The 24747-nt window shown below is 33.2% G+C and carries 25 protein-coding genes, 1 tRNA gene and 1 pseudogene; 6 read left to right on the top strand and 21 right to left on the bottom strand.

The features are described 5' to 3' along the window. Window positions 1-99: 99 nt before the first annotated feature. From ACTG3Y_RS04940 to sqr, 8 genes and pseudogenes are all read right to left on the bottom strand, one after another. Window positions 100-1074: a GEVED domain-containing protein gene (locus tag ACTG3Y_RS04940; protein ID WP_439151827.1), complete on the bottom strand. Its 975-nt coding sequence runs from the start codon at window positions 1072-1074 to the stop codon at window positions 100-102. Window positions 1075-1398: 324 nt separating this feature from the next. Next, a pseudogene (locus ACTG3Y_RS04935) lies at window positions 1399-2250 on the bottom strand (M14 family zinc carboxypeptidase); the annotation flags it as partial. Window positions 2251-2778: 528 nt separating this feature from the next. After that, on the bottom strand, window positions 2779-3597 hold the full coding sequence (locus ACTG3Y_RS04930; protein ID WP_439151810.1) for a GEVED domain-containing protein: 819 nt from the start codon (window positions 3595-3597) through the stop codon (window positions 2779-2781). A 261-nt stretch (window positions 3598-3858) separates the two neighbouring features. Then, window positions 3859-4260 (bottom strand): DUF2452 domain-containing protein, encoded by a 402-nt coding sequence (locus tag ACTG3Y_RS04925; protein ID WP_439151809.1) that lies wholly within the window; start codon window positions 4258-4260, stop codon window positions 3859-3861. Between the two features lie 105 nt (window positions 4261-4365). After that, window positions 4366-7761 (bottom strand): amidohydrolase family protein, encoded by a 3396-nt coding sequence (locus ACTG3Y_RS04920; protein WP_439151808.1) that lies wholly within the window; start codon window positions 7759-7761, stop codon window positions 4366-4368. Between the two features lie 177 nt (window positions 7762-7938). Then, entirely contained in the window at window positions 7939-8412 is a 474-nt protein-coding gene (locus tag ACTG3Y_RS04915; RefSeq protein ID WP_439151807.1) for a DsrE/DsrF/DrsH-like family protein, read from the bottom strand. Between the two features lie 36 nt (window positions 8413-8448). Next, entirely contained in the window at window positions 8449-8757 is a 309-nt protein-coding gene (locus tag ACTG3Y_RS04910; RefSeq protein ID WP_439151806.1) for a TusE/DsrC/DsvC family sulfur relay protein, read from the bottom strand. A 19-nt stretch (window positions 8758-8776) separates the two neighbouring features. Further along, the gene (gene sqr, locus ACTG3Y_RS04905) at window positions 8777-10021 is read right to left on the bottom strand and encodes a type III sulfide quinone reductase, selenoprotein subtype (RefSeq protein WP_439151805.1); all 1245 of its coding nucleotides are present in this window, start codon (window positions 10019-10021) and stop codon (window positions 8777-8779) included. Between the two features lie 331 nt (window positions 10022-10352). On the opposite strand from sqr, the gene ACTG3Y_RS04900 reads away from it, so the two are divergent. Next, complete coding sequence (locus tag ACTG3Y_RS04900; RefSeq protein WP_439151804.1) at window positions 10353-11792, top strand: OmpP1/FadL family transporter; 1440 nt, start codon at window positions 10353-10355, stop codon at window positions 11790-11792. Window positions 11793-12050: 258 nt separating this feature from the next. Here ACTG3Y_RS04900 and ACTG3Y_RS04895 read toward each other — a convergent pair. Then, window positions 12051-12124: transfer RNA gene (locus ACTG3Y_RS04895), tRNA-Met, on the bottom strand. Between the two features lie 130 nt (window positions 12125-12254). Between ACTG3Y_RS04895 and ACTG3Y_RS04890 the strand changes: the two genes are divergently transcribed. Next, on the top strand, window positions 12255-12647 hold the full coding sequence (locus tag ACTG3Y_RS04890; RefSeq protein ID WP_439151803.1) for an START-like domain-containing protein: 393 nt from the start codon (window positions 12255-12257) through the stop codon (window positions 12645-12647). 66 nt (window positions 12648-12713) lie between these two features. Then, a complete protein-coding gene (locus ACTG3Y_RS04885; RefSeq protein WP_439151802.1) occupies window positions 12714-13571 on the top strand; it encodes an aminotransferase class IV in 858 nt (285 codons plus the stop codon). Here ACTG3Y_RS04885 and ACTG3Y_RS04880 read toward each other — a convergent pair. The 5 genes from ACTG3Y_RS04880 to ACTG3Y_RS04860 all read right to left on the bottom strand — a co-directional run bounded on the left by ACTG3Y_RS04880 (window position 13562) and on the right by ACTG3Y_RS04860 (window position 18111). After that, entirely contained in the window at window positions 13562-14116 is a 555-nt protein-coding gene (locus tag ACTG3Y_RS04880) for a YqgE/AlgH family protein (protein ID WP_439151801.1), read from the bottom strand. The genes ACTG3Y_RS04885 and ACTG3Y_RS04880 overlap by 10 nt on opposite strands. A gap of 130 nt (window positions 14117-14246) precedes the next feature. Beyond that, on the bottom strand, window positions 14247-14519 hold the full coding sequence (locus tag ACTG3Y_RS04875; protein WP_155089579.1) for an HU family DNA-binding protein: 273 nt from the start codon (window positions 14517-14519) through the stop codon (window positions 14247-14249). A 198-nt stretch (window positions 14520-14717) separates the two neighbouring features. Further along, entirely contained in the window at window positions 14718-15677 is a 960-nt protein-coding gene (fmt, locus tag ACTG3Y_RS04870; protein ID WP_439151800.1) for a methionyl-tRNA formyltransferase, read from the bottom strand. Further along, complete coding sequence (locus tag ACTG3Y_RS04865) at window positions 15674-17569, bottom strand: RecQ family ATP-dependent DNA helicase (RefSeq protein ID WP_439151799.1); 1896 nt, start codon at window positions 17567-17569, stop codon at window positions 15674-15676. The genes fmt and ACTG3Y_RS04865 overlap by 4 nt, the downstream gene beginning before the upstream one ends. A 2-nt stretch (window positions 17570-17571) precedes the next feature. Next, window positions 17572-18111: an AAA family ATPase gene (locus ACTG3Y_RS04860; RefSeq protein ID WP_439151798.1), complete on the bottom strand. Its 540-nt coding sequence runs from the start codon at window positions 18109-18111 to the stop codon at window positions 17572-17574. A 91-nt stretch (window positions 18112-18202) separates the two neighbouring features. Between ACTG3Y_RS04860 and ACTG3Y_RS04855 the strand changes: the two genes are divergently transcribed. The 3 genes from ACTG3Y_RS04855 to murA all read left to right on the top strand — a co-directional run bounded on the left by ACTG3Y_RS04855 (window position 18203) and on the right by murA (window position 20554). Then, on the top strand, window positions 18203-18496 hold the full coding sequence (locus ACTG3Y_RS04855; RefSeq protein ID WP_439151797.1) for a DUF493 family protein: 294 nt from the start codon (window positions 18203-18205) through the stop codon (window positions 18494-18496). A gap of 90 nt (window positions 18497-18586) precedes the next feature. Further along, window positions 18587-19231 (top strand): DUF4290 domain-containing protein, encoded by a 645-nt coding sequence (locus ACTG3Y_RS04850; RefSeq protein ID WP_439151796.1) that lies wholly within the window; start codon window positions 18587-18589, stop codon window positions 19229-19231. A gap of 6 nt (window positions 19232-19237) precedes the next feature. Beyond that, a complete protein-coding gene (gene murA, locus ACTG3Y_RS04845) occupies window positions 19238-20554 on the top strand; it encodes a UDP-N-acetylglucosamine 1-carboxyvinyltransferase (RefSeq protein WP_439151795.1) in 1317 nt (438 codons plus the stop codon). 220 nt (window positions 20555-20774) lie between these two features. On the opposite strand, the gene ACTG3Y_RS04840 is transcribed toward murA, so the two are convergent. The 7 genes from ACTG3Y_RS04840 to ACTG3Y_RS04810 are packed head-to-tail and all read right to left on the bottom strand — an operon-like array spanning window position 20775 to window position 24743. Then, window positions 20775-22079: a cryptochrome/photolyase family protein gene (locus ACTG3Y_RS04840; RefSeq protein ID WP_439151794.1), complete on the bottom strand. Its 1305-nt coding sequence runs from the start codon at window positions 22077-22079 to the stop codon at window positions 20775-20777. Window positions 22080-22112: 33 nt separating this feature from the next. Then, window positions 22113-22586 carry an SRPBCC family protein gene (locus ACTG3Y_RS04835; RefSeq protein ID WP_439151793.1) on the bottom strand — a complete coding sequence of 158 codons (474 nt, stop codon included), beginning with the start codon at window positions 22584-22586 and terminating at the stop codon, window positions 22113-22115. Window positions 22587-22595: 9 nt separating this feature from the next. Continuing rightward, on the bottom strand, window positions 22596-23042 hold the full coding sequence (locus tag ACTG3Y_RS04830) for a TspO/MBR family protein (protein ID WP_439151792.1): 447 nt from the start codon (window positions 23040-23042) through the stop codon (window positions 22596-22598). A 24-nt stretch (window positions 23043-23066) separates the two neighbouring features. After that, window positions 23067-23234 (bottom strand): Lacal_2735 family protein, encoded by a 168-nt coding sequence (locus ACTG3Y_RS04825; protein ID WP_439151791.1) that lies wholly within the window; start codon window positions 23232-23234, stop codon window positions 23067-23069. A 6-nt stretch (window positions 23235-23240) separates the two neighbouring features. After that, window positions 23241-23780, bottom strand: coding sequence for a glutathione peroxidase (locus ACTG3Y_RS04820; protein ID WP_439151790.1), 540 nt, complete (start codon window positions 23778-23780; stop codon window positions 23241-23243). Between the two features lie 5 nt (window positions 23781-23785). Then, on the bottom strand, window positions 23786-24469 hold the full coding sequence (locus tag ACTG3Y_RS04815) for an SDR family NAD(P)-dependent oxidoreductase (protein WP_439151789.1): 684 nt from the start codon (window positions 24467-24469) through the stop codon (window positions 23786-23788). 43 nt (window positions 24470-24512) lie between these two features. Next, window positions 24513-24743 (bottom strand): hypothetical protein, encoded by a 231-nt coding sequence (locus tag ACTG3Y_RS04810; RefSeq protein ID WP_439151788.1) that lies wholly within the window; start codon window positions 24741-24743, stop codon window positions 24513-24515. Between the last annotated feature and the right edge of the window lie 4 nt (window positions 24744-24747).

Genomic DNA, 24747 nt, shown 5'->3' with positions numbered 1-24747 from the left:
AAGTATTGAAAATCAATATTATAAAAAAAGCTCAATTACTTCAGTAATTGAGCTTTTTCCGTTGTTATTTATTAAAAACTACTTCTTTTGTTTAAGTATCTATTTTACAACAGATTGATTTGTATTTTGATCTTGTATCCCTAAAAAGTAAGTTCCGCTTTGTACATTATTTAATATTCTTATGGTATTATCATTAAGTTGTACATTATTAGAGGCAATAGATCTACTTAAAACATTATTTACATTATACGAAATATCATTATTGGTCATACCCGAGGGTATTTTAATATCAATCGTATCTTTAAATGGGTTAGGGTATACGGCAATACTTTCTAAGTCTTGGGTGTTAACACTTAATGTTTCATCAAATATATTTACAGTGTAATCTTCTACCTCACCATATGTAAATGTCTCACAAGGATCATTTTGTATTTGACCTGTAGGGTTACCATAATATTTCATTATTACACGCATTACAGTGTCTCCGGTTTTCGCATCAACAGGAATTGAGAAATTAGGATTCGATACAGTTTGAATTGTTGATGAACCAGATTCTAATATCTTTTCAGCAGCTGAAAAAATTCCATCTTGGTCAAAATCTATCCATACTGAAACGGCTTCATTATAATTTGTGCCAGTCCAAAATTTTGTCACAGATATATTGTGATTAGAAGAATTTAAAGCCATAGAATTGAATATAGACATGCCTTTAAAGTTCGAGTAACCAGAAGAAGTTGAACTTTCTGTATCATTTATAACACCGTCAATTTCTACTCTACTTATGTATTCATCGCTGATATTATTTCCTTGTGCATTACAATATGATACAACTGCCGTAGAAAAATTATCAGTGGTAGAATATACAGATGAGTTAGTTCCACATAGTGAACGAACTTCATATTCATAATCTGTTTCAGGGTTTAACCCTGTTAAATCGTATGTTGTTGTATCTATATCGTTTATTACAATCCAAGTGCCAGAACCTACTTCTCGGTATCTCAAATCAAATGTAGCACCTGCCGTTGTAGACCAATTTAGTGTTACAGAAGAGGAGACAATATTTGTCGCATTCAAACTTGTTGGCTCAACGGGAGTTATAGGCGTTAATAAAATATCGCCTAAGTCTAACTTTTGGTAATTTGCAATTGTCTGACTAGAAATAGTCAATGGTTGGTAACAAGGAGCTTCAAACAATAAGTCATACGTTCCTGCCTTAATTGGTCTGTAAAAATCACCATGAGGTGCATCACTTACAGTGTTTGATCCGTAAGCATCGTGTCCAACAACTGTTACTGTAGCTTCAATAGGTGTGCTGTCATTGATATCTTTTACTACTCCAGTAAATCCATAGGTTCCTTGAGTTAAGAAATCTAATACTGCATCTCTATTGTAGTACCAATAATCGTCTAAAAGACTTTCTTGTAATATTTTAACATCAGATAATTCGATTGTTACTTCTATACATTGATGGTAAAAATTCATAAAATCTTGACGACCACCATAAACACGATACCATTCTGCACCATGTGTAACACCAGGACTTGGGTAAACATTGCTATCGTCGTCATCTGTCATGTATGACGGCTTATTATTATAAGTTGCAGTAGATGTATTACCCGAGTTTGCATCTGTTTGGCAATGCGTCGCGTATTCCATAGAAATATTCTCATACCAATCGCCATCTGGATGTGTATACTCACTAATGTAAGCATTATCAAATGGGTAGTTTACTAACTTGGTACCACCATGGAAATTTACAGAAATCACAAAATGATTATCATCTGCTAATTGCATAAAGTGTAATGTTTCTGTTTGATAACCATTACCATCTGTATATGGACCTTGCTTATTATCTGGGTAGTTTCTGTTTAAATCTACATTATTTCCATTACCTCTTCGTGCATTTACTACGGAAGTATTAGACGCACTATTGTGATATGTTCCATCTGGATTTGCACTTGGGTTAATCCAGATTTCCGCATTTTCAACTAAGTTTTTCACTCATGCATGATCTGTATGATTAGTGTCTGCGTAAACAGTAAAAATATAAATGCTTAAACTAAGCATCATTGGATAACCAGCGATTTCGTCACCGTGCATAGACGATGTTAATAAAAGCTTAGGCTCTTTCTCATCTGTTGCAACATTATCTGATATTTTTACAAATAATAGCTCTTTGTCTCCCTGACTTGTACTACCTATACTAGACATATCAACTGAAGCTAGATAATCATCTTCGAAATCTTGCATTTGTTGCGCATATTCTGCATATGTAGGGTAAGGACTCGCGGGAAATGTAAGCGTTGTCATACTATTTCGGCTCGCTAATGGTCTTACGTCATAAATTATAGATTCTTTCACATCATTTTCATCAACAGTAACTTGGATAGGAATATTTTTTGATTCGAACTTTCTAAACTGTTCTTCATTAGCCCAAGCTATAACTGTTTTGGTTTCTGGGTTATAATTGATAAGTGATAAGTTTTTTGTGTAATCAGGTATCTGACTAGCATCTTCAACTTCAAATATAAAGGTTAATTCACCTTTTGTTGACAAGTAATTCTCTGCTCTTTCTTTTTCTGAGGTCTGAGAGAAAATATTCATTAAAGCGAAGCAAATTAATGCTAAGGTTAAAGTAGTTTTCTTTATTAGATTTGGGGTTAAATGAAATTAATTATTGGGCTAATATGGCTATTTATTTAAAAAACATCTATAAAACGAAAAAAAACGATGAAATACATAAAATATTTTTCATCGATTTTTAGACTCACTCATAACTTATTGTTTTATAAGTCGTTTGGTTATAAATTGATTATTTGTTGTGTTTTCAATTTTTATTAGGTAGGGACCAGGATTTAGAGCATCCATCATCGTAATAATTATGCTATTACCGTTAATAGTGTTTTCGTTAGATGTCAATACTATTCTTCCTTGGATATCGTATATCGTATAATTAATAGTGCTTGCATCCACATTATTGGGTAATTTTAAAGTAACACTATCATTAAATGGATTCGGGTAAATATTAGTGCTTTCTAGGCTTGTATCTTCAACGCTAAGCTGATTAGATATTCGTAACATGTAATCTTCAGTTTCACCATGAGTATAAGTTTCACATGGATCATCTTGAACTACTCCGAATGTACCATAGTATTTCATGATTACTCGCATTACAACATCACCGCTAACTGCGTTTGTCGGTACATCAAAAGTTGCATTTACTGTATTTATTTCATTAGAGCTATCTTCTAGTACTTTTTCATCACTTGTAAAACTACCATTCTGATTAAAGTCTATCCAAACAGAAACTGCCTCTGGAAAAGGAATAATTGGCCAATATTTAGTTATCGATATGGTATTACCCGTACTTCCTTTTTCTAACTCGTCAAAAATCTCATCAGCTTTATAATCTGTATACCCAGATGTCGTTGTACTAATAGAGTTATTTTCTATAGCATTAATGTCTACTTTGCCGATATACTCTCCTGATATATTATTGCCTTGAGCTCCACATAAGTTTTGTGCAGATAAAATGGAGTTGGAGCTAAAACTAGCTAATAAAACTATGCCTATTAAGTGATAAGTAATTGTTTTCATGTGATTTGGGTTTTAATAGGGTGCTAAGATAGAATGAATCCTTAAAAAACTCTATTAAAAGCATAAAAAATCGATGAAATGAAATTTGTAAAATGTAAATAATTGAAATACAGATAAATAAATAATTTACTATTTATTTAAAAAGTAGGTTTATTCTTTCAAATATATTTTATGAAGGAAGATAATTGTAAGAATTTTCTAAATACGAATAGGAATTAAGATAAACTACTATTAATCAAGTATCTAAAAATAACGAATTTTTTATTTTTTATGCCAAATGCCATCAGCATCTAAATAGAAACTGCCAACATGATTAAAATTACACTCTTCTGGAGCAATTATAGATAAGAATGTAGATTCGTCTTCTCGGATATATAAGTGGTATGTATCTCCAACTACAGGTTCAAAGTTAAAAGATGCGCCATAAACTAAATTATTGTACTCATATTGTTCAATCATTTGATCATAAGCTTCTTTAAGCTCATTGTACTTTGTTTGTATATGCTTATTTACCTTATTTATATTTCTGTTTTTCCAGGCTAATGTATCTGTTTTAGTAATAACTGGTGCAGACACATCTGTTGCATAGGGCTTTAGTGAAGCGTCATAGCGTTCTGTTTCTGTATTATATACTACTTGGTCTGGTTTCTTTGTCTTTTTCATTGTAAACAAGCTTCGTGCATTTTAAATACAAATTTACGTATATCTTATACCAAAGAAAAAAGCCACTACAGTTTATATAGTGGCTTTAACTAAATATTAATAAAATTAATTCTTAACTCCCGGTAATCCGATTGGTTTTAAAGTTTGCCAGTGGAATGTTTCCGCTTTCTTTTCTACAGGTGCAATTTCATCTAAATTATTTGCATCATAAACAACACCATTTTTAATAACATGTGTTAAAGTGTTGGTATTACGCAAATCATCTAAAGGATTTTCGTCTAGAATTAAAAGATCTGCTACTTTACCAACTTCTAAAGTACCTAAATCTTTATCTAATCCTAAGGCTTCACAACCCTTAATAGTTGCAAGTCGAAGTGCATCATAGTTGGTCATACCACCACTAGCAACTGCCCAAAGTTCCCAATGAAAACCTAGTCCTTGCAATTGTCCATGGCTTCCAATACCACCAATACCGTCTGCTTCAATAAGATCTTTCATGAATTCTGCGTGTTTTTTAAATACATGTTCTTCATCCTTAAACCATCCCGGACGACGTCTAGATTTTTGAGCTAGTTCTTCATAAGGCGTAAAATATTGAAGCTTTTTATCATCATACGGGTTTTCTCTGGAATAAAAGTAATTCTCAGCCCAAGGACCACCATAGCTCACAAGTAGCGTAGGTGTTATTGCCATTTGAGACTGTGCTGCTACAGTTATAACATCGTCATAAATTGGGTAAATCGGAAATGAATGTTCGTGCCCAGGATAACCATCCATCATATTGACCATATTTTGCTTAAAATCCAATCCGCCTTCGGTTGTTGGCATTAATTTAAGCTCTTTAGCTGCCATTATTACCCATTGTCTTTGTTGACGATTTCCTACCAAATAACTTTTAATGCTTTTGGTATTATAATATTCACTGTATTGTTTAAGGACTTCTTTAGCATGTTCTAAACTTTTAATATTATAAGACCAATAACCTACACCTGGTCCTGTACTGTATACTCTTGGACCGTGTATCATTCCGGCTTCAACCATATCAGAATAGGTGAGTACGTCTGTTGTAGCTGTTTGTGGGTCTCTTGTTGTTGTAACACCATAAGCTAAATTTGCAGAATATATCCAAACTTGATTTTTATGAATTCCCCAATTTGGCCACATATGTGCATGAGTATCTACAAAGCCAGGCGTGACTGTTTTGCCAGTTATATCAATAATTTTTGCTTCATCAGGCACTGTAAAACTTCCTGAATCTCCGATATTTTTAATTCTATTATTCTCAATTAAAATATCACCATTTTCTATGATTTGTTTGCTATTCATGGTAATAATTCTACCTCCTTTTAGAAGCGTAGTACCATTAGGAATAGCACGTTTGTAGTTTACCTTAATCTTATACTCATCTGCTTTAAAAGTTGGAGTATCCTTCTTTTTATCTTTTTCTTTGCCGGTTTTTATTGAGTCTTTCTTCTTTTTAACTTCTTGAAGTTCTTTTTCTTTCTTTTTAGCAATTTTTAAACTATCAGCAAAAGCTTTTCCTTTAGCCAAGTCGTATGCAAAATGACTAGCACCTAATGACCAATGTACTTTATTACTGTCGTCTGACCAAGCTGGGAATTCGCCACCCATTACCGTAAGCTTATTTGCTGGAAATGATGCACTTGCTGGCTTTGCTAAAGATATAGATGGTGTCTTTCCTATCATTGGAATAATCACAGAGTATATATCATTATTAATTTTTGCTAAGGCGTGTTTACCATCTGGTGAGATTTTTATTTCACTAGGACGCGAAGCCGTATTATTTTCTCTCCAACCCTCTTCATGACTAGGCATTGCTGCATGCTCATGGTCTTTACCAAAAATATCTGATGAACCATAAGTTTTTATACCTGTTAACTTCAAATGTTCCTTTTCATCAGTTCCATCCCAACGAATAGAGATTAATCCTTTACTGCCATGATTCAAATAAATTCTATTATTGATTTTAGTAAAATGTGGAGCAGTTCGTCCCTTAGCTCTATCTATAATAGTGATATCTCCTCCTTCAGATGAAATCCATGCTATCTCTTCATAGACTCTTCCATTAAACGGATTGATAGCATCATCATAAGTTTGAGCCGCTCCTTTAATAAATACAATGCGATTAGTATTAAATGACCACGATGGATAACTATAAATTCCTCGTTCTTTCGTAAGCTGAACAAGTTTGCCTTTACCAGAAGCATTAACCTTGAAAAGGTGTCCTCCGCTAGGCTTCCATGTTGTAAATACAATATGTTTGCCATCTGGTGACCATGAAGGCATTGCTTCAGTGAAATCATTATCTGTTAATCGTTTTGGTGTGCCATTAGGCAACTCCATAACATACAATCTGTTTAATGCCGTAAATGTTAAGCGTTTTCCATTAGGTGAAGGTCTGGCGTCTCTAATTTGGGTTACTTGAGCTTGAGGATCGTCTTCTATTGGGTATTTAAATGAAACCATTGGTCCCATATGTAATTCTACATCTACTGAAAAAGGTATCTCTTTAGCCTGACCGCTAGTAATATTAATTCTGTAAATTTTCCCACCATAAGAAGTTATAAGATTTTTACTATCTGGTGTAAATGCCATGGCAGGTAAAACACCTAATGGAGCAATAGATTCTTGATCGTCTCTTTGAACAGGATAGGCCAACCATTTTTCTTCGCCCGATGTTAGGTTACGTATTACAAGACCAGTATGTTCTTCAAATCGATTACCATATACCATCCAATTTCCGTCTTTTGAAAGTGTAGGTGTAAAGGCTGAACCATATCGCGATGTAACCGTTTCTGCATCAGCATCTTCACGATCAAAACTCATAATTTGGTATTGTGGCAGTTGTGCATTATAATTCCATGCACCTCGACGAACAGAAAAATAAATATGTTTTCCATCGGCACTAAAAGCTGGATCTATGTATTTCATGGCCTTTTGTTCTGATAAAAGATCAGCTCCAGATCCACCGTCTTTATGGATAATGAAAGGTTTAATGTTTCTTCTACCGCGAGTTCCTACTATATAATCACCATCAGGACTCCAAACTGCTGAAACATGATATTTGTTTTTGTCTTTTGTAAGCTGAGTTTGTCCTTTAGATTCTAAATCCATGGTCCAGAGATTATCTGATCCACTTTTATCAGAAATAAATAAAATAGATTTACCATCTGGACTGTAACGCGGATGTACGTCGTAAGGCATACCACTTGTTAATCTTGTAGCTTTACCTCCTGATATAGGAATTGTGTATAAATCTCCCATCATGTCGAACATTATAGTGCTACCATCTGGACTTACATCTACCGACATCCATGTACCTTTATCTGTTGTGAATTTAATTTTACGCTCAGGCTCAAGCGGTAATTCTTTTGTCGCTTTTTTCGTAGAATCTTTGTCTTTTTCAGCATCTTGTGCATTTACGAAATTTAGGCTTAAGGTAAGAAGGAGGGCAAAACTAAAATAAATGTGATTTTTCATGAATATTGTAGCTGATTAGAATAGCTAAAAATAAACAAATTTATTTCAAATGGATTTCAATCTTTTTCTATAGAAGTAAGGATATTTGATATTGAATAAAAGTTAATAGTAAAAGCTTTAAATACCTTGGTTAGATACTTAAAGCTATTAACTATTGATATGAAAATATTACTGTTTTTATATAAATAACAGCTGAGTGCCTTCCTGGTCTGCTCGACTATAAAAATCACCTATTGTTATAATTCCATCTATTTCATCTATAAAGTCTTCCTCTTTAAGATGGAACATATCTACTGCCAATTTACATGCCCATAGTTTACAACCCGAATCTGAAAGAATTTCTAAAAATTCACCAACAGGTGGCATATCTAGTTTTTCCATTTCTTTCTTCATCATCTTTGTTGCCAATGCCTCCATGCCTGGCAGTCCACCAAGCATTGTTGGTATGTGCATTGCAGGATTTCCAACCGTTGCAACGCGCAAATGTTCTAATTTTTTCTTTTGTATGGCTTCTAAGCCAAAAAAGGTGAAAAATATCTCTGATTCTATACCTTCCATACGTGCACCATTCGCCATTACAAATGCTGCATAAGCATTCTCAATCGTAGCTTTGGATAATATAAAAAGCATTTTTTTAACTTTTGTGCTCATAATTTCTCGTTTTTTACAGTGTTTAATACTATAGATTTAAATACAGCTTTTAGGTTTTGGAATACCAGCAATAAGCGTTGATTTTTTAAGAGGACCACCAGGGAAAAGCGCATAAAATTCTTTAATGTTAATGACGCCACTTTTCTTTATACCTCTAATAGATAATGCTTCCTCTTTATGGTGCTTATCCTGAAGGAAATCAATAACTTCCCAATGCTTATCAGAGAGTTCAATTTCACATTCATCAGCTAAGCATTTTCCTATCTCCTTGTCCCATTGAGAAAAGTCAGTTAAATAGCCTTCTTCATTAACATCTATTTCTTTATTTGCGATTAATTTTTTCATATTTTCTAGGATTTATTTATTATACAGTTTGTTCTATTTTTTTACCTTTTGTAGACATATTTACAGATACAAAAGGAATAGGAATTCCTTTTAAGAGCATATTCCAATAGACCCATCTAAAGGCTAGTTTACCAAGGTGGTTCATTCGGTTTTCTTTTAGAAGTTGCATAGGTCCTAAGCCAGCAATCGGGAACGTGCCTTCAACAGGTTCTTGTTCGTAATTAAAATCAATGAGTAATGCTTTACCATTTCCTGTTTCAACAAAACAATTAGCATGACCGTCAAATTTGGCTTCTAATGGTTCTCCATTAATATATTTTATAATGTTTTCCTCTAGAATTTCAGCCTCAAAGTGTGCTACCGAACCTGCTTTAGAAGTGGGTAGGTTTGTCGCATCTCCAATTACAAAGATATTTTCATGTGACTTAGATTGTAAGGTTTCTTTATGAGTTGGTATAAAGTTGAGGTCATCACCCATACCAGATCGCTCTATGAGTTCATCGCCCATATTAGTTGGAACGGTAACCAATAAATCATAATCTACTTCTGTATCTGCGTAGTCAATAATCTTATTGTTCTCGTAATCTACGCGTTCAATATTGAAGCTAGTTACCTCTGAAATCTCTTTTTCTTCGAGCAAATGATGAAGGGCTTTGGTAGCTTTTGGTTTAGTAAATGCACCATCTAAAGGAGTTACATAGGTAATGTCTACTTTATTACGCATACCTTTATTTTTAAAGTAAGAGTCTGCTAAAAATGCAAACTCTAGAGGTGCAACAGGACATTTTATTGGCATTTCAGTAATATGTACTACGAGTTTACCGCCGTCCCACGTTCGTAATTTATCTCTAAGTGCTTTAGAACCTTCATAAGTGTAGAAATCAAAAATGCTTTTGCGCCATTCTGGTCCATCCATACCTTCGATTTCATCTGGTGCTATTTTAGATCCTGTCGCAACTATAAGAATGTCATAGTTAATTTGCTCATTATTTTCTAGAGTTACTTTATTGTTGTCTGGTTCAATTAATTCAATCTTCTTCTGAATATAATTAACACCATTAGGAATAAATTTTTCACCTGTTTTCTTTACTTGCTCTTCAGTATATATATCAAAAGGCAAAAACAAAAAGCCAGGCTGGTAATAGTGAGTCTTATATTGGTCTATTATAGTAATTTGCCATTCCTTTTTTGGAAGTTTCTTGACTAAGTGATTTGCCATCATAGTACCTGCCGTACCCGCTCCTAAGATTATTAAGTTTTTCATCGTTTTGGCTTTTTGGTAATGTTAGTAAAACAGTACCTATTTACTGATAGTAAAATTACAATGATGTGTTTACAACTCTCATGACATTTGTCATGTCTAATTGTAACATTTGTTACATAACCGTAGGGTTTATTAAGCCTTTATATGACTGGTGTTTTAGTGGGTTTTAAAAAAGTTTATTTCAGGAAGCGTCATTTATGATATTTGTCATAATTCTTAGTGATTTATCCGCGTAATTTTGTTAAAGGCCAATAACTAATTAGCATTCTTAAAGCACTAAATTTTTTATGAAAGCGCCTGTTTTTTTGCTGAATGTTTTAAACTACTAATCATGAAAACAAATTTTCTAAAAGTACTTTTATTATTATTCTCTATTGGTTTATATGGTCAAACAGGTCATATAATGCAAGGAGTTGGGTCAATTAACATGTCAATGGGTGGTGCATCAACTGCGCAGCCATTAGATATTTCTGGTGCTATGCATTGGAATCCTGCATCAATCTCTGTTTTTAATAATAAAATTATAAAGTTTGATCTTGGTTTCTTCTCCTCGTCTCCAGAATTGAGTTCTAGTCTACCTGGAGGATTACTTTATCAGGAAGGTGACTTTGGACCAGGATCACCTGCATCTCCTCCAGTTTTTGGAACAACTAAAGATGATAGAGGAATGTCGTATATGCCTGCATTAGCTATGCTTTGGGGTAAGGAGGGAAGTAAACACACATTTGGTGTATCTGCTTTTGGTATTAGTGGATTTGGTGTAACGTTTCCACAAGAAACTAACTTACCTATAGATATGAGTGGTAATCCTAATATGAACTGGAATCCTAATAACTCTAATCCAATAACTTGGCCTCAAGGCCTAAGAGGGTTTGGTCGTATCGAATCAGATTACATGTTATTACAAGTTTCTGCTTCGTGGGCATATGAGTTAACAGATAATTTGTCTTTTGGTGTTCAGCCAAATATTAATTATGCTGCTTTAGAATTAGAACCTAATCCTTTAGCATCCCCAGATTTCCCGGTTTCGATGGGAGGATCTGATAGAGGTTATCCTATAGCAGATAATGCTTCGGCAATTGGATACGGTGCGCAATTTGGTCTGTTTTATGATACAGGTAATGGACTAAAATTAGGGGCATCATATAAAACAGTTCAAACTTTTGGTGAATTTGAATTTGATAATACTTACTTAGATGGGTCTGAAGCACCTGGAGTTAATTTTCAAATGGATTACCCAGCAATTGCTTCGTTAGGATTAGGGTATTCTATGAAAAACTTTGATTTGGCTTTAGATTTTAGACGCGTATTTTATGAAGATACCGAAGGATTTAAGGCCAGTGGTTGGGAAATAGCTGATAATGGATTCCCAACAGGAGCAGTTAAAGGATTTGGATGGCAGAATATTTCCATACTTTCTGCAGGACTTCAGTATAAAGGTATTAATAAGTTACCATTACGGATTGGTTATACCTATAGCTCTAATCCAATAGATGATGACTTAGCATTTTTCTCAGCCCCTGCTACTGCAATTATAAAAAATGCTTATCAATTTGGTTTAAGTTATGAGCTTAATACTAATTGGAGAATAGATGCCGTTTATCATTATGGTACAAGTGGAGATGCAACGGAAGGACGACTTTTAGATCCGATGCAAATTTCAGCCAGTAATCCGTTAGGTGAGATACCAGGAACTACTGTTTCCTATGATATGACCACATCTATGGCTATGTTTGGTATTAACTATACATTTAATAAAAAAGTTAATTAAAAGATTGGTTATTCTATTATTTTGGTTCTGAGAATAAAATGATGTTAAATTAAAAAACCCAGCACTTTAGTGTTGGGTTTTTTATTATGAAGCATGATTGAGGTTTAGAGAAACTTTTTGAGTAAGAATTGCAATGACAAAAGTCTGGAATATTTGTGTATTATTAAAGCCCTATTTTCTTCCCTTGCATTTTAAATGGTGTGTTTCAAGACAGAGCATAAAAAAGTCCGGCACTATCGTACTGGACTTTTTCTGCTGTAGCGAGATCGAGATTTGAACTCGAGACCTCCGGGTTATGAATCCGACGCTCTAACCAACTGAGCTACCTCGCCATCATTGCGGCTGCAAATATAAAAACAAATTCTTCGACAACAAACATTAGAATCTAAAAAAATTATTTTTAGTTTAAAGTTTTGAATTGTACCATAATTGTATATATTGACCGTATAATTATATGCATATATGGACGATAAAGAAAAATATGAAATGGAGTTTGTAATACAAGCATCTCCTTCACTTATATATCAGTATATTTCTACACCATCTGGCTTATCAGAGTGGTTTGCAGACAACGTAAATTCTCGTGGCGAATTATTTACATTTATCTGGGATGGCTCTGAAGAGCAGGCTAAGCTTTTAAGTAAGAAAAGTGGTGAGCGTGTAAAATTCAGATGGGTTGTAGATGATGAAGAAGGATCTTCTTGTTATTTTGAAATAAGAATACAGGTAGACGAAATCACTAAAGATGTATCTCTAATGATTACAGATTTTGCAGAAGAAGATGAGGTTGATGAATCTAAAATGTTATGGGATAATCAAATCTCTAGCTTAAAGCAAGTTTTAGGTTCTGCTTAACATGTAACTAACTATTCTATTATATCTTTGTCTCGATTTAATTTAATGTAAATCGAGATTTTTTTTATGGTAAATTTTAACGGTAATATGGTGTCTGCTTTGCAAGCATCTCTATCTTTTAATAACAGAGGCTATAAGTATGGAGATGCCTTATTTGAAACATTAAAAGTAGTCAACGGAAAGATATTTTTTTGGGAAGATCACTACTTTAGATTAATGGCATCTATGCGTATTATGAGAATGGATATTCCTATGAATTTTACTATGGAATATCTAGAAGCTGAAATTGTAAAAACTTTAGAGGCTAATGAACTGATTAATACATCTGCTAGAGTGCGATTGAATGTAGATAGAGGAGAAGGTGGTAAGTATTTACCAAACAAAAACGCTGATGTTAGTTTTAATATTTTGGCTGAGCCTCATAACAATCCATTTTATACCATCGATACTGATACTCTATATACCGTAGATTTATACAAGGACTATTTTATGTCTCCTGGTTTACTTTCAGGATTAAAATCTAATAATAAAGCGATACAGGTGATTGGTAGTATTTACGCCAAAGAGAATGATTTTGATAATTGTTTGGTACTGAATACTAATAAAAATGTGATTGAGGCATTAAATGGTAATTTGTTTTTGATTAAGGGTGATAAAATTAAAACACCACCACTATCAGATGGCTGTCTCAAAGGTGTGATGCGAAAACAAATATTAGAGATTTTATCTAAAGACGTTAATTTATTTGTAGAAGAGACATCAATTAGTCCTTTTGAACTTCAAAAAGCTGATGAATTATTTATAACAAATGTTATTAAGGGTATTGTGCCTATTAGAAAATATCGTAAAAAGAGTTATGGAACTGATTTTGCACAAAGCTTAATTGGTAAATTAAATGCAAAAGTAAGATTAGTTCAATTATAGCTCGGATTTTCAGGCGCATTAGACCATATGCTGTAGTCTCCGCCTAATTCAAGCATTTTATCTCTCCAAAACGAACTGCATATTTTAGATATAATATCTTTATCGTATATGTTTTCAGAAACGAGCCATGCGTTAGATTGTAACTCATCATCGAGTTGTTGCTCTGCCCAGCCAGAATAACCCAGAAAAAATCTAATATCGTCGTTAGAAATTTTGTTTGCATTAATAAGGTCTAAGACCACATTAAAGTCTCCTCCCCAAAATATACCATTTGAGATCTCAATACTATTTGGAATTAAATCTGGTGATTTGTGTATAAAGTATAAATTATCCTGTTCTACAGGTCCACCGTTATACACCGTAAATTCGGAATCTGTCCCATCAATTAGATCTTTTAAATTATAGTCTAATGGCTTATTAAGGATAAACCCTACAGATCCTAATGCGTTATGATCTGCTAAAAGAATCACTGCGCGATTAAATGATAAATCACCGATTATGGATGGTTCGGCAATTAATAAATTACCTTTTTCGGGTCTGTTCATTTTGTTAACATCTGCTTTATGGTTACTAAAACTATTGCATTTTTAATTAATAAGCAACTTAAATGCTTGAAAATATGGTATAAAAAAGCCTGCTCACTGAGCAGGCTCTGTATTTTAAACAAAAAATGTCTTAGTTTACTGCGCTACTTAAGTCAGAACCTGCCTTAAATTTCACTACATTTTTAGCTTTAATCTTAATAGTCTTACCAGTTTGTGGGTTTCTTCCGTCTCTAGCAGCTCTTCTAGATACTGACCAAGATCCAAAACCTACTAAAGAAACTCTGTTTCCTTTTTGTAATGCTCCTTCAATGTCAATTAACATAGAATCTAATGCTTTTTTTGCAGCTGCCTTTGTAATTCCAGCATTCTCTGCCATACCATTGATTAAATCTGTTTTGTTCATAAATATTAAATTTAAATTGTTATAAAATTCGGTTTTTAAATATCTGTAATTAAAAATCCGTAGACAAAATTATTAGGAATATCCAGCTACGCAAGTAATAGTAAGGGAAATACGAGATTTTGTTGATAACTTATAGCATTTGTTAATAAAGAGAATGCATTTCAATGACTTTTTCATAAAACCAATGATAATAAGGCTTTAGAGCATTTTAGCAGAATCAGAAAAATTAAATCCATTTAGGAGTGATTTTATATCCATTTTTCGTTTTCCAGGTAATTGTAATTCTTTAATATTTATAAAGCCTCCTTCACAGTATACTTTAAGTTCATCTTTAGTACTTATAATAGAACCAGAATTATGGTTATGATCCGACTTTATTTTTTCCACTCCATATAGCTTTACTGGTAAGAGTTCTTCTTCATTATTATCTAAATAACACCATGCAACAGGAAACGGATTAAGACCTCGAATTTTATTATATATAGTTTTAAGGTTCTGTGACCAATCAATCTTACAGTTATCTCTATTTAGTTTATAGGCGGTTTTCAATTCACCTGTTTTAGTTTGAATTGTTGTCGTCACCTCATCATTCTCAATAAGCTTAACGGTCTTTATTACAAGTTGACTACCTAGTGCCATTAGATTATCGTGAAGTTCGCCAACTGTAGTATTATCATTTATTTTGGTGCGTTCACTTAAAATAATTGCACCTGTGTCTATTTTTTCATCAATAAAGAATGTTGTTAAACCAGTTACAGTTTCACCATTTATAATAGCCCAATGAATTGGTGCGGCACCTCTATATTGTGGTAACAAAGACGCATGTAAATTAAATGTCCCAAATTCAGGCATTTGCCAAACAACTTTAGGTAACATTCTAAAGGCGACGACTATTTGTAGATTGGCATTTAGACTTTCTAATTCTTTTATAAAGGTTTCAGATTTAAGGTTTTTTGGCTGTAATACCTTTAAATTATGTTTTTGTGCAAATTGTTTTACAGCAGAAGCTTTTAATTTTTGGCCTCGACCAGCTTTTCGATCTGGTGCCGTTATAACACCTACAACGTTATAATTATGTTCTATAAGCCCTTTTAATGTTGCAACCGCGAAATCTGGTGTACCCATAAATACAATTCGGATGTCTCTTTTATTTGTCATATTAATATATAGGTATTAGCCTCAGTTAATTTAATTTTATTTGTTTCTAATAATTCAGATAAGCCTTGAAGTAATTCCTGTTCTGAGCAATTGATGTGTCCTAACAGATCTCTTGAGGATAGCGTTCTATTATTTAGCTGTTCAATAATTTCTAAGGTGACACGCTTTGATTTTTCTGTCGTACTTTTTGAATCGGATTCAATACAAACTGAACAGATACCACATTTTTGCTTACTTTTTTCACCAAAATAGCTCAGTAACTGTATACTCCTGCATTCTATATTGTTTTCAATATAGTCTAATACTGCTTCAATTTGTTGGTGCTTGAGTTGATGTTGTTGTTCTACAGTTTTTCTAATAGGGTTAATGGTAATGTCGTCCTCGCGTGGTTTCAGAAATGTAATCTCAGAATCTGTATTCGCAATTTGTAAACTAATCACTTCATCCTTTTCTAATTGTATTAATTGTTCAATAACATCCTTTTCTGGTAATTCTGTTTTTTTTATGACTAGATTAAGATTTACCTTGGTCTCGTATTCAAAAATTCCACCATAGGTTCTTAGTAAAACCTTTACAATTGTATTAAGATTAAGATGTGTCTCTAAGTATTTAAACAATACTGTATTGCTAGTAATAAACTGAATTTTAGTTCTAAAATTAAAATTTTGAACTAAAGAAATGATCGCATTTCTATCTAAAACTGTTAAAGCATTATAGGTAAGACCAGCTTTTAATTTATAGGTACTACAGAATGTTCTAAAATCTAACTGGTACGTGGTATTTTCGCCTTCTCCATATGATACTTGAAAATAGTTACATAATTTATTATAAACTATTTTAATATAATTAATTGAAGGAAGTGTACCTAGAAATTGACTTCTTAGGTGATCTTCATCAATATTTTGTTTTAAGATCACGGCTTTGGCTAACTGACCATTGCGACCAGCTCTTCCGGCTTCTTGGTAATAACTTTCTAAACTTTCTGGTAAATTGAAATGAACTACTGTTTTTACATTAGCTTTATCAATTCCCATTCCAAAAGCTGTTGTGGCCACCATAATTTTTTTCTGATCATTGGTCCATTGCTGTAGGCGTTCTTGTTTTTCTTTGTTAGTAATCCCACCATGATAAAAGGTAGACGACAGCCCTTTTTTTGCAAGATAGTTGTTAATCTCTGTGGTTGCTCTTCTGTTTCTAACATAAATTATAGAAGACCCTTCATTTTGTTTTAATATTTGTTCTAGTTGAAAATATTTGTCTTCAGTGTGAATAACACCATACGCAATATTTGGTCTTCTGAAAGACGCAGTAAATATTTTAGGACTAACAAAATCCAGATTTTTAGTAATATCGTCTATAATATTAAGTTTTGCAGTTGCTGTAAGAGCTATACAATTAACTTGAGGCTGCAATTCTCGCAGTACTTTTATGTTTTTATACGCTGGTCTAAAATCATTCCCCCATTGGCTTATACAATGCGCTTCATCTACAGCGATTAAATTGACTTGCATTAATTGAATGCGTTCTTGCACTAAAGGCTGTTGTAAGCGTTCTGGCGAGAGGTATAAAAATTTATAATTACCATATATACAGTTGTCTAATTGTGTGTCTAAATCGCTGTAAGACATTCCAGACGTTAATGCTATGGCTTTAATACCTTTTTGTTTTAGCGTATTAACCTGATCCTTCATTAATGCAATTAAAGGAGAAACCACAATACAAATCCCATCTTTCATTAAAGCCGGTATCTGAAAGCAAACAGATTTACCTCCACCAGTTGGTAATAAAGCAAAAGTGTCTTCATTTTCTAAAACAGAAGTAATAATATCTTCTTGTAATGGTCTAAATGAAGTATGATGCCAGTAACGTTCTAAAACTTCTAAAGGATGCATTACTACAAATTTAAGACCTCTAGAACAAAATCGGTACGTTTTTCTATAGTTTCAAAAGGAACATCAATTAATTGATACCCAAAACGCATATATGTTTCTAACAAATGATGATGAATCTCTATAGCTTGCTCAAAATTTTCATAACGTTCACTATCGCTTGTAAAAATTTCTTGCCAAGGAGCTAATACAAATACATAATCATAAGCATATAATTTGCATGTTTCTATAAACCTATCAGGATAGTTGTCACCGATATAGTCCATATAAGCCAAAACGTCAGGTAATCCTCTATCTAAAAATACCAAGTTCTTATCTTCCTTTATGGCGTCTTTAAACTGTTGGGTTCTACCTTTTAGCAATTTTTCACTAAAGAGAAGTGGCTCAGTTAAGAATAGTTGTTCTATACCGTCCTTTCTTGCTTGTAAGGTTATCTCTCTAGAAATTTCATCATAGCAAACAAAGCCTCTAGACTTTAATTTATTTATTATTGATGACTTTCCGGTTCCAGGACCTCCAGTAATAACTATCTTCTTTGTATTCAAATTGGCAGTGTTTTTGCGGTAAAATTCGTGATAAATAATTAAAACGAAAAATGCAAAGTTAAACGTATCTTTGCATCTTATAAAAAAGAAAATGGATAGTTCAAAAAAGACAGAAGAATTTTATGTAAAACTAAAGGCACAGTTGCAAGATACTGCACTTTGGCCAACGGAATATTTATATAAGTTTATTGTAATTTCAGAGACCTCTAAAATCGATGAAATTAAAGCGTTATTTAACCATTTAGGTGCTGTTATTAAGACACGACCTTCAAAGAATGGAAAGTACACAAGTGTTTCTGTTAACGTAAGAATGAAAAACCCAGACGCAGTTATTGTAAAATATAAAGAAGTTGCAGAAAAAGTTGAAGGTGTAATTTCCCTTTAAAATTTCTTTTAAGCTAGCTATTTTTTTGTACTTTGCAACAAAACCTAGAGACTTCGGGTTTTATATTTATTTACTACACAATTTACAATTTTGATTGACGATTTAGAATACAACACAGAACGCGAGCATTTAATTATTCCAGAATATGGACGTCATCTGCAAAAGATGATTAATTATGCTAAAACACGCGAAACAAAGGAAGAAAGAAATAAAGTCGCAAAGGCTATCATTTCTGTAATGGGAAATTTACAACCTCATTTGCGAGATGTGCCCGATTTTCAGCATAAGCTATGGGATCAGCTTTTTATAATGTCTAATTTTGAATTAGATGCGGATTCTCCGTATGAAAAACCCTCAGAAGAAGAGTTAAAATCTAGACCAGAACCACTAAAATATCCTCAAAATCATCCGAAATACCGTTTTTACGGAAATAATATTAAAACGATGATAGATGTTGCCGTAAGTTGGGAAGAAGGTGATTTAAAAGATGCTTTAACATACACCATTGCCAATCACATGAAAAAATGCTTCTTGAATTGGAATAAAGACACGGTAGAGGATGCAGTGATTTTCGATCATCTGTTTGAATTATCTAACGGCAAGATAAATTTAAAGAACAGCAAAGAGGAGTTAAGTGATTCTTCTAGCTTAATGCGTACAAAATCTAAGTACAGCAATAAAGGTGGTTCAAAAAAATCTAAAAAGAATTATTCCAAAAACAGAAAACGTTACTAACAACGTATGAGTACATTTAAAATCGAAGGTGGTCACCAATTAAAAGGTTCTATTAAACCACAAGGAGCAAAGAATGAGGCATTACAAATCTTATGTGCTGTTTTACTCACGCCAGAAAAAGTTGTTATTAATAACATTCCTGATATTGTTGATGTAAATAAACTCATTACACTTTTAGGAAATTTAGGTGTAGAAGTCAAAAAACTTGGAAATAATACATATGCGTTTAAAGCGGATAAAATCAACTTAGACTATTTAGAATCTGATGCCTTTAAGATAGAAGGTCGTGGGTTGAGAGGATCTATTATGATAGTAGGTCCATTATTAGCTAGATTTGGTAAAGGATACATTCCTAAACCAGGTGGTGATAAAATAGGACGAAGGCGATTAGATACACATTTTGAAGGATTTATTAATCTTGGTGCAAATTTTAGATATAATAGAGAAGATCATTTTTACGGTGTTGAAGCAGAAAAGCTAAAAGGTACATTTATGCTTTTAGATGAAGCCTCTGTTACTGGTACAGCCAACATTGTGATGGCAGCTGTCTTAGCAGAAGGTAGAACCACTATTTATAATGCCGCGTGTGAACCATATCTACAGCAACTTTGTAAGATGTTGAATAGAATGGGAGCAAATATTTCTGGTATTGGTTCGAATATGCTAATTATTGACGGCGTTGAAAGTTTAGGTGGTACTGAACATACCATGTTGCCAGATATGATTGAGATTGGAAGTTGGATAGGTCTTGCGGCTATGACTAAAAGTGAATTAACCATAAAAGATGTTAGTTGGGATGATTTAGGTCAGATACCTAACGTGTTTAGAAAGTTGGGAATTACTGTAGAACAACAGGGAGATGATATTCATATTCCGGCTCATAAAGATGGATATCAAATACAGAATTATATAGATGGTTCAATTTTAACTATCGCAGATGCTCCTTGGCCTGGATTTACACCAGATTTACTCAGTATTGTCTTAGTAATTGCTACACAGGCTAGAGGTGAGGTTTTAGTACATCAAAAGATGTTTGAAAGTCGTCTGTTCTTTGTTGATAAATTAATAGATATGGGTGCCAAAATTATTCTTTGTGATCCTCACAGAGCAACAGTTATTGGTCATGATTTTAAGTCGAAATTAAAAGCAACTACAATGACATCTCCAGATATTAGAGCTGGTATTTCATTGTTAATCGCTGCCTTATCAGCAAAAGGAACTTCTACAATTCATAATATTGAACAAATAGATAGAGGCTATGAGAATATAGATGAACGTTTAAGAGCTATTGGTGCAAAAATTGAACGATTGGAAGGTAATTAATTCCTTTTTAGAATAAGAATTATAAGAACTGCCTCAGAGTTAATTTGAGGCTTTTTTATTTATAAAAAGTAAAAGCTCTGAGACCAATCAGAGCTTTTTTAAAATTGTTTATTGAAATGGTTATTTCGGTTAAGACATATACGTCTTAGATAACATAACGACATTATTTTATAATTAGTATAAAAAACACTAAAAAATTAATAATATTTCAAATCATTTGTTAATTTAAAGCAGATTTATAAGTTTCTAAACAACGTTCTCTTGCTTTTTTATGATCGACCATTTTTTCAGGATAAGTAAGTTCTTGAAACTCGGGAACCCATTTTTTAATGTATTTTAAATCTTTATCGAATTTCTGAATCTGTGACGTAGGATTAAAAATTCTAAAATAAGGCGCAGCATCCACACCAGAGCCAGCAACCCATTGCCAATTACCAACATTACTGGCCATTTCGTAATCGTGAAGTTTTTCTGCAAAGTATGCTTCTCCCCAACGCCAATCTATTAAGAGGTGCTTGCATAAAAAACTACCAACCAACATACGCACGCGATTGTGCATAAAACCAGTTTCATTCAATTGACGCATACCTGCATCTACTAGTGGATAGCCTGTTTTACCTTCGCACCATTTTTTAAACTCGTCTTCATCATTACGCCAATCAATTCTATCATATTTAGCCTTAAAAGCTTTGTCTTTAGTATGTGGGAAGTGCCATAAGATTTGCATAAAGAATTCGCGCCAAATTAATTCTTGCCAAAATATTTCATTTTTTTCAGCTATGGCTTTTTTCATCATTTTACGCACACTTACAGTCCCGAATCTAAGATGAGGTCCTAGTCTAGAAGTGGCATCTTTAGCTGGGAAGTTGCGTGTATCTTCATATTCTTGAATTAAGGTTGGTGTCACTTCATATGGTGTTATCTCTTGAGAAGATTTTTCAAATCCAATATCAGAAAGTGAGAGATTAGTTAGTCTGCTATGTTCTATAAGGTTGTCTAAGTATGAGTTAGTGTAAAAAATTTCTAAATCAATCGTCTTAAATTTCTCTTTCCAGGTGCGCATGTATGGTGTGTAAACCACATAAGGGTCGCCATCTTTTTTTACCACTTCATCTTTCTCAAAAATGACCTGATCTTTGAATGTATTAAATGTAATGTCTTTCTTATCTAAAAATGACTTTATTTCTTCATCACGTTCAGTTGCATATGGCTCATAATCATGATTTGTGTAAATGGTATTAATATCAAACTCCTTAACCAAATCCTTGAAAACATCAATAGGTTTACCGTTATACATGGCTATACTGCTACTATGTTCATCTTGAAGCGTTTGTCTCATGCCCTGTAGTGTTTCAAAAATAAAAGTAACGCGAGCATCATCTTTTGGAAGTTTATCTAAAATTTCGGTATCAAAAATAAAAATTGGCAGAACAGGATGTTCTCCTTTTAAGGCTTGGTAAAAACCTACATTGTCATCTAGTCTTAAGTCTCTTCTGAACCAGAATATATTTACTTTTTTACTCATTTTATCAATACTATTTGGATGGTTTGATAGAACTTATGATTTTGTTTCATAACGACCAAAAAGTCCTTCCATTTTTTCTTTTCTATAATTAAAAATAGAATCAAGTTTTGGCTTTACTAAAAATGGGTGAACCAATTGTCCTAAAATACCCAAAGGCACTTTATAATCAATAATATCTTCCATTTCTACACCTCCCTGAATCTCATGCACAAAATGTTTATGATGCCAAAAGGCATATGGTCCGTAAAGTTGAAGGTCTACGAAGTATTTTTTATCTTCATACTGTGTAATCTCACTAACCCATTTAGTTTTAAAACCGGGAAGCGGTGTCACGGAATATTGCAATACTTGCCCTGCATACATCGGTCGGTCTGCACCAGAAATGATTTTCATATTCATTTCCGGAGGAGTTAACTTAGATAAATTAGCCGGATTGCACAGAAATTCCCACGCTTTATCCATAGTTATAGGTAACTTTTGTTTTTGGTGTAATGTATATATCTTCATTAAATTGATTTAATTTTTTAAAACTACATACCCATTTAACGAGATTGCAATACATAACCAAACTATATAAGGAAGTAATAAATATTTCATCTTACTCAGTTCTTCATCTCCAAAACTAATAAAGAAATAGGCTATAACTAAGGTTAGTGAAATAAGTACAAATAATGCAATGCTCGTAAATTGCTGATTGAAAAACAAATAGTTCCAACTCACATTTAAAATAAAGGCGATACAATAAATGGCTATGACGTATTTAGAACCTCTTAGAGAAAATAAATAAGTTAGATAGATAGAGAAACAAATCATTATGGTTGTCCATGCAGCACCAAATACCCATCCAGGTGGCGTCCATGGTGCTTTATTTAGATTTGCATACCATTTTCCGTTAACTGCATCTCCCATAAAATAATTACCTATTGCCAAACCTCCAAAATTGAGAACAAGAAAGAGTATCAATAGGTAAATCTTATTCAAAACGTTTTATTGTTTTAAATCTTCTATATGCTCACTAATTTTTTGAGCTTCTGCATATTTTTTATCGCTTTCTGCACGGTTAGTGGTAGAAAGTTTATGCCAATCCGCCATCAACTTTTCATATTGCTTTTGCAACTTTTCTAATTCTGATGTTTTTTTGAATAATCCGAACATGTTTTATTATTTTAAGTACTTAGTAATTCTGGTATTTAATGGTTTTGTAATAGAGTAGAAATAGTCTATAAATTCCCCTTGCTCATCAACGAGATATTTTTGAAAATTCCATTTCACTGAAGAATTTTGTTTACCATTAATAAACTTTTTAGTTAACCATGTGTAAAGTGGATGCTGGTTACTGCCATTAACATCAATTTTTTCCGTAATTGGGAATGTCACACCGTAATTAACTTGGCAAAACTCCTCGATATCCTCTGATGTTCCAGGTTCTTGTTTTCCAAATTGGTTACAGGGTACTCCGATTACAACGAGGTTGTCTTTATAAGTATCATAGAGTTCTTGTAATTCTCGATACTGAGGTGTAAAACCACATTTAGACGCAACATTAACAAACAACATTTTTTTGCCTTTAAATTCTGACAGGTCTATAGGGTTTCCTTGTAAGCTATTTATTTCAATATTATATATTGGCTTAGAGGTATTATACACAATATCCTTATCCGTTGTTGCCAACGTCCCTACAAATGCTTTTAATGGGTTCATATTTTTTAGATTTTAAAACTTACAATACCACAGTCCATTTCAAAAATTTGACCTGATAATGAAGCAGCTTTGTCTGATAATAAAAAGGTTGCCATATCTGCTACTTCTTCTGGTTGTAAGTATTTGTTAAGTGGATGACGTTCGTTCATCTTTTCTATCATCCTATCATTACGTAATAATTTTGACGCCAGTTCTGTATCTGTTACCGTTGGTGCAATAGCGTTTACTCTAACGGTTGGTGCTAACTCAGCACCAAGAGATTTTGTTAAACCCTCTATTGCAGATTTAGAGGCGGCAACGCTGGCATGAAATGGCATACCTAATTTTGTTGCAACTGTACTAAATAACAATATAGCTGGCTTATCACCATTTTTTAAAATATTCAAATACTTCTGTACTGCTTTTACAGCTCCTAAAACATTGATTTCAAAATCATTTTTAAAATCATCAATACTCAACCTGTTGATTGGTTTTAAGTTGATACTGCCTGGACAGTACACTAAACCGTCGGCAGATTCCAAGTCTGGTAACTCGTCATTTATCACATCACAATTGTAATGTGTTAAGTTTTCGTGAGACTCCTCAGGTGCTGTTCTACTAATGTTTGTAACTTTATGGGAAGATAGCAACGATGAGACAATTGCCTTGCCAATTCCTTTACTACCACCAATAACTATTATATTTTTCATGTATTATATATAAAAAAATGCCATCACAAGATGGCATTTCTCATTAAACTAATTCTCTTAATGGTCTGCCTTTTAAACGCTTTTCAATCTTGCGCTTTATAGCAGTTAGACGTTTCATGATGTCCATGATTTTTTGATCTTTATTTTCTTTGTAGATTTCGTTTAAACCTAAAATCAACGATTTAGCTTCTCTCGAAATCTTGACACGGTCGCTTGTTGATAGCGACTTTCGTTTTTCTTGCTCAAATTCTAGAGCTCTTTCGATTAAATCCATAACA

It is taken from the genome of Winogradskyella sp. (assembly GCF_965656915.1).
Taxonomy (GTDB): domain Bacteria; phylum Bacteroidota; class Bacteroidia; order Flavobacteriales; family Flavobacteriaceae; genus Winogradskyella.
Note: the sequence above shows the minus strand (reverse complement) of the source record. Positions and strands in the feature narration are given on the sequence as shown.